Here is an 11,169-nt window from a genome sequence, read left to right as displayed (position 1 = left end):
GCTTGATCCCCTTGCGCTCCCCCGCGCAGCGCTCGTACCCCAGCCAGGCGTTGATCGCCAGCATCGGCCCGTTGGTCGTGTCGTTGCTGGTGTACGCGTGCCGGTAGCCCGCCGCCGCGGCGAGCCGCAGGGACTCCAGCTTGGCCGCCTTGGTCAGCCCGCGGCCGCGGAACTCCCGGTGGCAGGCGGTGAACGCGGACCAGTAGCGGTCCACCCCGTCGGTCTGCGCCATGCTGAACGCGGCCGGCCTGCCGTCCACCACGGCGACGACGCTCAGGGCCAGGTCCCGGTCCGGCCGGTTCCAGTCGTCGCGCAGCCAGTCCTCGTACTCCAGGGCGTCCATCGGCACCTCGCTGCCGGGCTCGTCCAGGATGGCGTCCGCCTCGACCAGGAACACCGGGTGCGGGTCGGCCGCCCAGTCCGCGGCCGGGCGCAGCTCGACGCCGGGCGGTAGTACGGGCGCCGGCGGCAGCGGCAGCGCCAGGTCCCGTCCGGCGAACTGCATGGTGCGCCCCAGCTGGTACCCCCGGGCGGTGGCGAAGGCCACCGATGCGGGCTCGTCGTCCATCCAGGTGTGCAGTTCCGTCACCCCGTGCCCGACCAGGTGCCGTTCGGCCGCGGCCAGCAGCGCGGTGGCCGCGCCGCGCCGCCGGAACCCGGGCAGCACACTGCCGTTGGCGTAGCCGACGCCCGCGACCGACGTCCCGAGCACCACCCCGCAGCGCACCGCGCCGACCACCCGGCCGTCCAGCTCGGCGACGAAGGTGCGGAAGTGCTCCTCGGGGCTCGGCCGACCGTTCAGCCAGAGCAGGGTCTCGGCGGAGAGCACCAGGTGCTCGCGCCCGGCCCGGTGGGCCGCGGCCACGGCCTCGGCGTCCTCGGGGCGGAAGTCCCGGATGGTCAGGGGGGAGGAATTCGAAGAAGTCATGGATTCCCACGCTAGCCGCGCCCACCCGTCGGTGCCTCCGATTTATCGGCCGGGGGGCACTCCATCTGCGGGGGGACGGCCCGGGCTCGGGACCCAGGTCCCGCACGACCGGGACGACATGCTCAAATAATGCTCTGAGAAGACCGGGTGAGGCTTGGCAGCCACCCCACCCGGGGACATCCTCAGCAGCACGGCCGCACGGGTCCGGCGACGACGCCGCACCGGTCGACGGCCCTCCCACCCGGCCCTCCGAAGGGGGCGAACCGATGACTTCCCCCGCCCTGGAAACCGCACCCCGGGACACCGCACCCCGGGACACCGCCTCCCGGGATGCCGCGCCCCGCCTGGGCGTCGGCCTCGGCTGGCGCGGCGAGATCGACACCGTGGTCGAGCGCCAGCCCGGCCTGGACTGGGTCGAGGTGGTCGCCGAGAACATCTGCGCCGACCACCTGCCCGACTCCCTGGCCGTCCTGCGCGGACGCGGCGTCACCGTCGTCCCGCACGGCGTCGGCCTCGGCCTCGGCGGAGCCGAGCTGCCCGACCCCGGCCGCATCGCCCGGCTCGCCGAGGCGGCGCTGGCGCTCGGCTCCCCGCTGGTCACCGAGCACCTGGCGTTCGTCCGGGCCGGCGGCCTGGAGGCCGGCCACCTGCTGCCCGTCCCCCGCACCCGGGACTCGCTGCGGGTGATCGCCGAGAACGTCCGGATCGCCCAGGACCAGCTGCCGGTGCCGCTCGCCCTGGAGAACATCGCCGCCCAGCTCGCCTGGCCGGACGACGAGTTCACCGAGGGCCAGTTCCTCGCCGAACTGGTCGAGCGCACCGGGGTCCGGCTGCTGATCGACGTCGCCAACCTGCACACCAACCGGGTCAACCTCGGCATCGACCCGGCCGCCGAGCTCGACCGCCTGCCGCTGGAGGCGCTCGCCTACGTCCACGTCGCGGGCGGCACGATGGTCGACGGCGTCTGGCACGACACCCACGCCCACCCCGTCACCGAGCCGGTGCTGGAGGTGCTGGCCGAGCTGTGCGCGCGGACCGCGCCGCCCGGGGTCCTGCTGGAGCGGGACGCCAACTTCCCGCCGCCCAGCGAGCTGGCCGGTGAACTGGACGCCATCCGCCGGGTACTGGAGGGGAGCACCCGGCGATGACCGACCTGACCGAGACCGCGCGGGAGAACGCCGACCAGGACCTCGCCGCCGCCCGGCGGCGCCTGGCCCGGCGCCAGGAGGAGCTGCTGGCCGCCCTGGTGGCCGGCGGCCCCGTCCCGCCCGGCTTCGACGAGCGCCAGGTCCGCGCCCAGTCCACCGGCCTGGCCGCCAAGCGGCGGGACACCACCGCCAAGGTGGCCCCCGACCTGCCCCGTACGCTCGGGGCGCGGTACGGGCCGCTCTTCCTCGACTACGCCCGCTCCCACCCGCAGACCGGCGGCTACCGGGTCGACGCCCGGGCCTTCGCGCAGTGGGTGCTCACCGACGGCGGCCCGCTCGCCGCCGACCACCGCCGGGCCCTGGAGCAGTGGCTCCACCCGGCCCCCGTACGACCGCCGGGCCCGCTCGCCCGCCTGCGCCGGGCCCTGCGCCGGTAGCCGGCAGCCGGCAGCCGGCAGCCGGCGCTGGTAGCCGACAACCGTCGGACACCCGGCCGGCCGTCGGCGACCGCGGGGCCACCGGGCCCTGACGAACCATCACCACCTCGGGGGGAACCGCCCATGTGGCACAACAGCTACTTCATCGTCCCGGCCGTCCTGCTGGCGGCCGCCGCGATCCACGCCGCGCGGACCAGGCAGCGCATCAGCCAGGTCCGGTACGCCAAGGGCCTGCCCGGCCGCGGCCTGCCGCTGCTCGACACCGCGTTCCTGTCCGGCGGGCCGGGGCGGGTGTTCGACACCGCCCTGGTCCGGATGCACATGAGCGAGCAGGCCGTGATCAGCCGCTCCGGCCTGGTCACGCTCACCGGCGCCAAGCCGTACGACGCCGTCGACAAGGCGATCCAGGACGCCGTCGGACCGACCGGGAGCCGTCAGCTCGGCCCGCTGCGCCGCACCGTGATGCGCTCCGCCGCCGTCCAGGAGATCGGCGACCGGCTCGCCGACCGCGGCCTGATGCGCCGCCCCGAGCGGCTGCGGCGGGCCCGCACCGCCCGTCGGCTGCTCTGGCTCGCGCTGCTCCCGGTGGTGGCCTCCGCGGTGGCCGCCCCGCTGCTCGACGACGGCGTCGCCGGCCACGAGCGCCCGAAGCTCTGGATCCCGGTCGTCCTGCTGATCGTGGGCTTCGTCTCGCTGCTCGCCACCCCGCGCGTCAAGAGCCGGATCACCCCGGCCGGGCAGCGCCAGCTGTCCCTGATGCAGGGGCCGTGGAAGCCCAACGCCGGGGTGTCGCCCCGGCTGGCCGGCGGCGCGCTGCTGGGCGCGCTCGCGCTGGGCGGTCTGGCCGCCGCCGGGCTGGGGGAGCCGGAGCTGGAGGCCGCGATGCTCGCCGCGTCGACCGACGAGGAGGAGGCCGTCCGCCAGGCGGTCGCCGCGAACGGCTCCGCGACCTCCTCGTCCTCCTCGTCGTCGTCCTCCTCCTGCTCCTCCGGCTCCGACGGCGGATCCGCCGCCTGGTGCGGCTCCTCCGACTCCGGCTCCGGCTCCTCCGGCTCCTCCGGGTCCGGCTGCGGCTCGTCGAGTTGCGGGTCCTCCTCGTCGAGCTGCGGCTCCTCGTCCTCCTCCAGCTGCGGCTCCAGCTCGTCGAGTTGCGGCTCCTCGTCGTCCTCCAGCTGCGGGTCGAGCTGCGGCGGTGGCTGCGGCTCCTGACTCCGGGGGCGCCCGGCGGACGTCACAGTTCGGTATCGCGAACCGGGAAGGCGTTCCGCGCGCGGTCGGCGCAGGCATACAACAAGCCCATGTGGTTGCTGTTCCTCATACCGGCCTGTGTCGCGGCTGTGCTGTCCTGCGTCCGACTGGTCCGGATGACCGCCACCGCCGACGCCCTCGCCGACCAGAACGGCCTGCGGCCCCCCGAAGCCGTCGGCATCGGCCTGTACGAGACCGCCTACCTGGCCGGCGGCCCGGGCCGGGTCGTCGAACTCGCCCTCGTCCTGATGGCCGGCCGAGGGCGGCTCCACCTGGCGCACACCGGCTGGACCACCGTGGTCGACCCCAGGGGCCGCAGCCGCCTGGAGCGGGCGGTCATCGCCACCGTCGGCCCCGAGGGCCAGTGCCGCACCGACGAACTGCGCCAGGCGGTCGCCGAGCACCCCAACGTGCTGGAGATCGGCGCCCGGCTCGCCCTGGCCGGCCTGGCCACCCCGGCCCTGGTGCAGCGCAACACCGTGGTGGTGATCCGGCAGGTCCGGCACGCGCTGCTGCTGTCACTGGTCCTGCTGGCCGCCTCGCTGGCCCTCGACGGCTTCACCGGCGGCGACACCCTCGCCCCGCTCGCCTGGTTCTCGCTGCCGCTGGTGCTCACCTCGGGCACCCTGCTGATGGCCCGCGTCGACGTCTACCCGTACACCCGCTGGGCCTCCCCGATCGGGCAGGAGGTGCTGCGCGAGGTCCGCCCGGCCCGCCAGCGCGGCCTGGCCGACGACGAGGAGCGCGAACTGCTCACCGCCGTCGCCATGAACGGCCCCGCCGCCCTGCCCGACGCCCGGCTCCGCGCCGCCCTGCGCCCGCACCGCGGCTAGGAAGGCAGGCGACGGCCGGGAAAACCGGCTGCGCCGCCGCAGCCTGTGGCCGGTCCGCCCGCCCGGCGCCGACCTGCCGCTGGACGACCTGCCCGGGCTGCTCACCGCGGCCTGCGCCGAGTACGGCCTGATCGCCCTGCACACCGAGCGGCTGGAGCCGGACGTCTGCCGGGTCGGCCTCGGCGACCACTACACCTCCGTGCTGCGCGAGTTCGCCGGGCCGCGCCCGGACCGCGACGGCACGGAGGCCGGCGCCCCTGTGTGACACGGGAAAACCGGCCTCCGGGAGCCGCGGGCCGCTCGGGCCGGGTCCGCTCGGACCTGACCGCTCAGACCAGGCCGTTCAGCAGCTCGCTCACCGGCTTGCGGCGGCCGGTGAAGAACGGCACCTCCTCGCGGACGTGCAGCCGGGCCCGGGAGGGGCGCAGGTCGCGCATCAGGTCGACGATCCGGTGCAGCTCGTCCGCCTCGAAGGCGAGCAGCCACTCGTAGTCGCCGAGCGCGAACGAGGCCACCGTGTTGGCCCGCACGTCCGGGTAGCCGCGCGCCATCTGGCCGTGCTCGGCGAGCATCGCGCGCCGCTCCGCGTCCGGCAGCAGGTACCACTCGTAGGAGCGGACGAACGGGTACACGCAGACGTAGTCGCGCGGGCGCTCGTCGGCCAGGAAGGCCGGGATGTGCGACTTGTTGAACTCGGCCGGGCGGTGCAGCGCCATGTTCGACCAGACCGGCTCCAGCAGCCGGCCGAGGCCGGTGCGGCGGAAGCGGTTGTACGCCTCCTGGAGGTCGTCCGAGTCGGCGGCGTGCCACCAGACCAGGATGTCGGCGTCCGCGCGCAGACCGGAGACGTCGTACGTGCCGCGCACGGTCACGTCCTTGGCGTCCAGCTGCGCGAACAGCTCGTCCACCTCGGCGGCCAGGGCGGTGCGGTCCTCGGGCAGGCCGCCCTTGAGCTTGAACACCGACCACATGGTGTAGCGGATGACCTGGTTCAGGTCGCGCGCCTTCTTCTTCTCGGGCCGCTGCTCCGGCTCCCGCTCAACGCTCTCAGTCATGCGCCCATTGTCCTCTCCGTGGAACCTTCCCCGGTCGCCGGGGTCAGCAGTCTGTCGACGGCGGCCGCGGCGGCGGCCGCCGAACCGATGCACGCCGGAATGCCCACCCCGTCGTACGCGGCGCCGCACAGCGCCAACGCGCCCACCCGCCCCGCCGCCGCCCGCACCCGGGCCACCCGGTCCAGGTGCCCCACCGGGTACTGCGGCAGACCGGCCGAGAAACGCGAGACGAAGGTGTCGTACGGCCGGGCGGTCAGCCCGATCGCCTCCCTGAGGTCGGCGAGCGACCGCGCCACCAGCTCCTCGTCCGGCAGCCCCAGCGCCTCCTCCTCGCGGTACCGGCCCAGCGAGGTGCGCAGCAGGAACGCGTCCGGCGCGGAGCGCTCCAGCCAGCCCCACTTGTTCGAGGAGAAGGTCGACGCCTTGATCCGCCGCCCGTCCACCGGCGGCACCAGGAAGCCGCTGCCGCTCGGCGGCTCGGCCAGGTCGGCGCGGCGGAAGGCCAGGGTGACCAGGGCCATGCCCGCGTACTCGACGGCGTCCAGCTCGGTGGCGGCCGCCGGGGCGTCCTCGCGCAGCAGCCGGGCCGCGGCGGGGGCCGGGACGGCCAGCACCACGGCGTCCGCGTGCAGCACCTCGCCGCCGGTCACCACCCGCCAGCCGTCGGGGGTGCGGCGCAGCTCGTCCACCGGGGCGTCGGTGCGCAGGTCCACCCCCGCCCTGACACAGGCCGCGGCGACCGCGCCGGGCAGTGTGCCGAGACCGCCGCGCAGGCCCTGGAACACCGGGGTGCCGACCACCTTCGGCCGCGAGGCCAGCTCGTGCACCCCCGCGACCAGCGAGCCGCCGTCACGCGCGATCGACAGCAGCTGCGGTACGGCGGCGCGCAGCGAGATCTCCTCGGCGCGGCCCGCGTAGACGCCGCCGAGCAGCGGCTCGACCAGCCGGTCCACCACCTCCTGGCCCAGCCGGTCGGCGACGTAGCGGCCGATCGCGACGTCCTCGCCGACCTCGGTGGGCCGCTCGTGCCGGGCCCGCTCCAGGCCCTCCTCGGTCAGCACCCCGGAGGCGGCCAGCGCCTCCAGGTCACCGGGGACGCCCATCACCTGCCCGCCCGGCAGCGGCCGCAGCGCGCCGCGGGTCCAGATCGCGGCCTTCGCGGTGGTCGGCGGCTCCAGCTCCCCGCCGAGCCCGACCGCCCGCGCCAGCTCCACCGCCTCCGGCCGCCGGGCCAGCACCGACTCGGCCCCGAGGTCCACCCGGACCCCGCCGACCTCCCCGCCCCACAGCTTCCCGCCGACCCGCCCGGACGCCTCCAACACCGTCACCCGCGCCCGCGCCGGCCCCCCGGCCGCCCCGCTCAGGAAGGCGGCCGCAGCCAGCCCCGCGATCCCACCACCGACGACGACGACCTGTGCATCCGACATGCTCCGCAGTCTCGCAGGTCCTTACACCGGACCCTCAATCCGCTGCACACCCGAGATCGATCGTGATCGGGAACGGCACCGAACATTCCAGCGTGCCGCGGAAGATCCCGGCGGGTAGGTACGAGGAGGTCGCCTCGTGCAGCTCGTAGACGTGCACGGCCGCCCGACCGTCCTCTTCCTCCTCGACGATCCAGTAGTGCGGGATGCCCGCCTCGGCGTACTTGCGGAACTTCACCCCGCGATCGCGGTACTGCGACTCGGGCGAGACCACCTCGACCGCGAGCAGAACCTCGCCCGGGGCGTACCCGGTGCGATCGGGATCGAAGACCGCGCGGGACACCAGCACATCCGGCTCCAACCGGTTCCGCTCGTCCAGCGTCACCGTCATCCAGCTCTCCGCCAGATCACCCTCCGGGGCGATCCGCTCCAGCGCCGAAGTCAGCCGCGACGTGACCCGGTTGTGCCACGAGCGCTGAGGCGTAAGCCGAAAGACCAAGGCGCCGTGCAGCAGCTCGGTGTGCGGTGGCGCCTGCGGCAGGTGATCGAGATCGTCGGCGAACCACCCCTCCATGCGGGGCGCGTACATCCAATCGGGAAGTTCACTCATCATCCTGCACAAACGAGCTCATCTCCCCGTCGTTACGCTCCTGCCATGGAACCGATCGTGGTGAGTGCGTGTCTGGCCGGGATTCCCTGCCGGTACGACGGGCGGGCGAAGACCTCCGACGGCGCCGTACGGCTGGTCGAGGAGGGGCGGGCCGTGGTGGTGTGCCCGGAGGGGGCGGGCGGGCTGCCGACGCCGCGGCCGCCGGCGGAGATCGTGGGCGGGGACGGCGCGGACGTGCTGGACGGGCGGGCCCGGGTGGTGGACGCGACGGGCGCGGACTGCACCGCGGAGTTCCTGGCCGGTGCCCGGGCGGCGCTGTCCGCCGCCGAGGAGGCGGGGGCCCGGCGGGCGGTGCTGATGGCGCGCAGCCCGTCCTGCGGCTGCGGGCAGGTGTACGACGGGACGTTCTCCGGGGAGCTGCGCCCCGGTGACGGGGTGACGGCGGCGCTGCTGCGCCGGGCCGGGATCGAGGTCGCGGCCGGGTAGCAGGCCCCCGGAGACCGGGGGCCCGCTACCGGGCGTCAGCGTGCGCTGGCCTCGTGGACGAAGGCGACGAGGCGGCTGAGCGCGTCCGGGTCCATGGACGGCAGCACGCCGTGGCCGAGGTTGAAGATGTGGCCGCTGGTGCCGAGCGCCTGGGCGGCGTGCAGCACCTCGCGGGCCTTGGTCTCGACGACCTTGGTGGGCGCGTACAGCACCGCCGGGTCGAGGTTGCCCTGGAGGCCCTTGCCCGGGCCGACCCGCTCGGCGGCGACGTTCAGCGGCACCCGCCAGTCGACGCCGACGATGTCGGCGCCGGCCTGGCCCATCAGGCCGAGCAGCTCGCCGGTGCCGACGCCGAAGTGGATCCGCGGCACGCCGTACCCGGCGACGGCGTCGAAGACCTTGGCGCTGGACGGCATCACCGAGCGGCGGTAGTCGTCCGGCGCGAGCGCGCCGACCCAGGAGTCGAACAGCTGGACCGCGGAGGCGCCGGCCTCGATCTGCACCTTGAGGAAGGCCGAGGTGATGTCCGCGAGCCGGTCCACCAGGGCGGCCCACAGCTCGGGCTGCCCGTACATCATGGCCTTGGTGTTCTCGTGGTTCTTGGACGGGCCGCCCTCGATCAGGTAGCTGGCCAGCGTGTACGGCGCGCCGGCGAAGCCGATCAGCGGGGTCTCGCCGAGCTCGTCCACCAGCAGGCCGACGGCCTCGGTGATGTAGGGGACGTCGTCCGGCTCCAGCGGGCGCAGCCGCTTCAGGTCCTCGGCGGTGCGGATCGGGTCGGCGATGACCGGGCCGATGCCGGGCTTGATGTCGACGTCGATGCCGACGGCCTTGAGCGGCACCACGATGTCGCTGAAGAAGATCGCGGCGTCCACCTTGTGCCGGCGCACCGGCTGGAGGGTGATCTCCTTGACCAGCTCGGGCCGCATGCAGGACTCCAGCATGGGGATGCCCTCGCGGACCTTCAGGTACTCGGGCAGCGAGCGGCCGGCCTGGCGCATGAACCACACCGGGGTGTGCGGCACGGGCTCGTGCCGGCAGGCGCGCAGGAACGCCGAGTCGTGCGCGGCGCCGCGGCGCCCGGGGGTGGTCGGGCCGTCGTGGGTGGCCGCCGTGCTGTCTGCCGTAGTCTCGCTCACCGTCAAATCTTCGCACGCGTGCCGGGCCCGGTTTCCCGGCCGGTCTCGTCGCTTCCTCCAAGATCTGTCCGGGTTTGCCGTTCCGGCACGCCGCTGGGAGAGAAGTTGCGGCGATAACCCCGTTCTTCGACCTAGTCTTCGGGACATGGCAGCGGTCGGAGGGCACCCCGCGCAGGGTGGCGGAGCAGGTGGCGGAGCGGGTCGCGAGGGGGCGCCGAGCGAGTTCCGGGCGGCCGTGGCGGCCCTGGACGGGGCCCGGTTGCGGCCCGAGGTGCAGCTCTCCCCCGCGCCGGCGCCGCGCCGGCTCGCCCCGTACTCGTTCGCGGTGACCGCCTCGGTCGAGGTGGACGGCGAGGAGCTGGCGGACGGCCGGCTGGTGCTGCTGTACGACCCGGCCGGGCAGGAGGCCTGGAACGGGGAGTTCCGGGTGGTCACGATGACCCGGGCCGAGCTGGAGCCGGAGATGGCCGGCGACCCGATGCTCTCCGAGGTGGGCTGGGCCTGGCTGCTGGACTCCCTGCAGGCGCACGCCGCCGGGTTCGCGGAGCCGTCCGGCACGGTGACGCTGGCCTCCTCGCAGTACTTCGGGGGCCTGGCGGACCGCCCGTCCTCGACGGAGATCGAGATCCGGGCCTCCTGGACCCCGGCCGACGGCCGCTTCGAGCGGCACCTGGCGGCCTGGGCGGACCTGCTGTGCGTCAGCGCCGGCCTGCCGCCGGCCGCCCCGGCTCCGCAGGGGCCCGCCGAGGTTCCTTCACTCGGTGGAGTGGTCCCGATGCCGGCCCGGCGACGCCCGCGGTCGCACTGACGGGTGGTGTGCGGCTCCGGTGGCACCCGGGGGCCGGACGCCACCCCCAGGGCTGACGGAGTGTGACTTCGGACCCGCTCTGCGTCAATTCACCGGTCGATACCGACCGATCGGCACCGAATCTGATCGATTTTGTGCGAATACCAGGCATGTCGCATCAATCATTTGCGCGATTTGTCCGTATTGTTACTCACTAGATCGTGATCTTTCGCTAAAGCCGGGCACGGATGCTGCCGAAGCAGTCTGTGACCCTTTCCCAACGCGGAACACTCCGACCGCCCCCATCGGGGTTCCGTCCGCCACTCCCCGCAGGAGGCCTGGTGTCGGTCCTTCTTGAGCACCCCGCAAACGTGGTCGCCTACCGGCCGACCAAGCCCACCGCCATGGTGGTCATCGCCGATCCCCGTGTCCGAAACACCGTCACCCGCCACCTGTGGGCACTCGGTGTCCGGGACGTGATCGAGGTGTCCTCCATCGCCGAGGCCCGCCCACGGGTCTCCACTCCCCGCGACATCTGCGTCGCCGACGTCCACCTCCCGGACGGTTCCGGGCTGACCATCCTCGCCGAGACCCGCGCCGCGGGCTGGCCCAACGGCCTGGCGCTGTCCGCCGCCGACGACATCGGCGCGGTCCGCAGCGCGCTGGCCGGCGGCGTCAAGGGATACGTGGTGACCGGCACCCGGACGAACGTCGCGATGCCGGGCCGCCCCGGGATGCCGCTCGGCGCCGCCGGGCTGGCCGGCCGGATGCGCCGCCCCGGGATGCCGGGCATGCCGGGCGCGGCCGGAGCGCCGGGCGCCCCCGGAGCCCCTGGTGCGCCGGGCGCGCAGCAGGCCGCCTACCGCGAGCTTTCCGGCCGCGAGGTCGAGGTGCTGCGGCTGGTCGCCGAGGGCCAGTCCAACAAGGCGATCGGCGTGGCGATGGGGCTGTCGGCGCTCACCGTGAAGAGCCACCTCGCCCGGATCGCCCGCAAGCTGGGCACCGGCGACCGCGCCGGCATGGTCGCGGTCGCGCTGCGCACCGGCATCATCCACTGAGCCGGACGCTCCGGAC

10 protein-coding genes and 1 pseudogene are annotated in these 11,169 nt (G+C 74.5%); 6 read left to right on the top strand and 5 right to left on the bottom strand.

Annotation, left to right across the window (positions count from 1 at the left end; genetic code table 11):
* Positions 1 to 928: GNAT family N-acetyltransferase (locus tag ACFU6K_RS17140; protein ID WP_380663814.1), on the bottom strand; the 928-nt coding region annotated here is incomplete at its 3' end.
* Positions 929 to 1,194: 266 nt separating this feature from the next.
* On the opposite strand from ACFU6K_RS17140, the pseudogene ACFU6K_RS17135 reads away from it, so the two are divergent.
* The 3 genes and pseudogenes from ACFU6K_RS17135 to ACFU6K_RS17125 all read left to right on the top strand — a co-directional run bounded on the left by ACFU6K_RS17135 (position 1,195) and on the right by ACFU6K_RS17125 (position 4,594).
* Positions 1,195 to 2,513: pseudogene (locus ACFU6K_RS17135) on the top strand (DUF692 domain-containing protein).
* 123 nt (positions 2,514 to 2,636) lie between these two features.
* Complete coding sequence (locus tag ACFU6K_RS17130) at positions 2,637 to 3,722, top strand: TIGR04222 domain-containing membrane protein (protein WP_380663813.1); 1,086 nt, start codon at positions 2,637 to 2,639, stop codon at positions 3,720 to 3,722.
* Between the two features lie 89 nt (positions 3,723 to 3,811).
* The gene (locus ACFU6K_RS17125) at positions 3,812 to 4,594 is read left to right on the top strand and encodes a TIGR04222 domain-containing membrane protein (RefSeq protein WP_380663811.1); all 783 of its coding nucleotides are present in this window, start codon (positions 3,812 to 3,814) and stop codon (positions 4,592 to 4,594) included.
* Positions 4,595 to 4,923: 329 nt separating this feature from the next.
* Here ACFU6K_RS17125 and hemQ read toward each other — a convergent pair whose 3' ends face one another.
* From hemQ to ACFU6K_RS17110, 3 genes are read right to left on the bottom strand one after another with little or no spacing between them, the layout of a single operon-like run.
* Positions 4,924 to 5,649 (bottom strand): hydrogen peroxide-dependent heme synthase, encoded by a 726-nt coding sequence (hemQ, locus tag ACFU6K_RS17120; protein ID WP_049651284.1) that lies wholly within the window; start codon positions 5,647 to 5,649, stop codon positions 4,924 to 4,926.
* Positions 5,646 to 7,076: a protoporphyrinogen oxidase gene (gene hemG, locus ACFU6K_RS17115; protein ID WP_380663810.1), complete on the bottom strand. Its 1,431-nt coding sequence runs from the start codon at positions 7,074 to 7,076 to the stop codon at positions 5,646 to 5,648. The genes hemQ and hemG overlap by 4 nt, the downstream gene beginning before the upstream one ends.
* Before the next feature lie 34 nt (positions 7,077 to 7,110).
* On the bottom strand, positions 7,111 to 7,683 hold the full coding sequence (locus ACFU6K_RS17110; RefSeq protein WP_380663817.1) for a Uma2 family endonuclease: 573 nt from the start codon (positions 7,681 to 7,683) through the stop codon (positions 7,111 to 7,113).
* Between the two features lie 45 nt (positions 7,684 to 7,728).
* Between ACFU6K_RS17110 and ACFU6K_RS17105 the strand changes: the two genes are divergently transcribed.
* Positions 7,729 to 8,169, top strand: a complete 441-nt coding sequence (locus ACFU6K_RS17105; protein WP_380663808.1) for a DUF523 domain-containing protein — start codon at positions 7,729 to 7,731, stop codon at positions 8,167 to 8,169.
* 35 nt (positions 8,170 to 8,204) lie between these two features.
* On the opposite strand, the gene hemE is transcribed toward ACFU6K_RS17105, so the two are convergent.
* Positions 8,205 to 9,218, bottom strand: coding sequence for a uroporphyrinogen decarboxylase (gene hemE / locus ACFU6K_RS17100; protein WP_380663816.1), 1,014 nt, complete (start codon positions 9,216 to 9,218; stop codon positions 8,205 to 8,207).
* Positions 9,219 to 9,453: 235 nt separating this feature from the next.
* On the opposite strand from hemE, the gene ACFU6K_RS17095 reads away from it, so the two are divergent.
* Positions 9,454 to 10,116 carry a DUF3000 domain-containing protein gene (locus ACFU6K_RS17095; protein WP_380663807.1) on the top strand — a complete coding sequence of 221 codons (663 nt, stop codon included), beginning with the start codon at positions 9,454 to 9,456 and terminating at the stop codon, positions 10,114 to 10,116.
* Positions 10,117 to 10,436: 320 nt separating this feature from the next.
* Entirely contained in the window at positions 10,437 to 11,153 is a 717-nt protein-coding gene (locus tag ACFU6K_RS17090) for a response regulator transcription factor (protein WP_049651279.1), read from the top strand.
* Positions 11,154 to 11,169: the final 16 nt, after the last annotated feature.

The organism is Kitasatospora sp. NPDC057512 (genome assembly GCF_042802135.1).
In the GTDB taxonomy this organism is placed as follows: Bacteria; Actinomycetota; Actinomycetes; order Streptomycetales; family Streptomycetaceae; genus Kitasatospora.
This window is presented reverse-complemented; position numbering and strand designations above follow the sequence as displayed.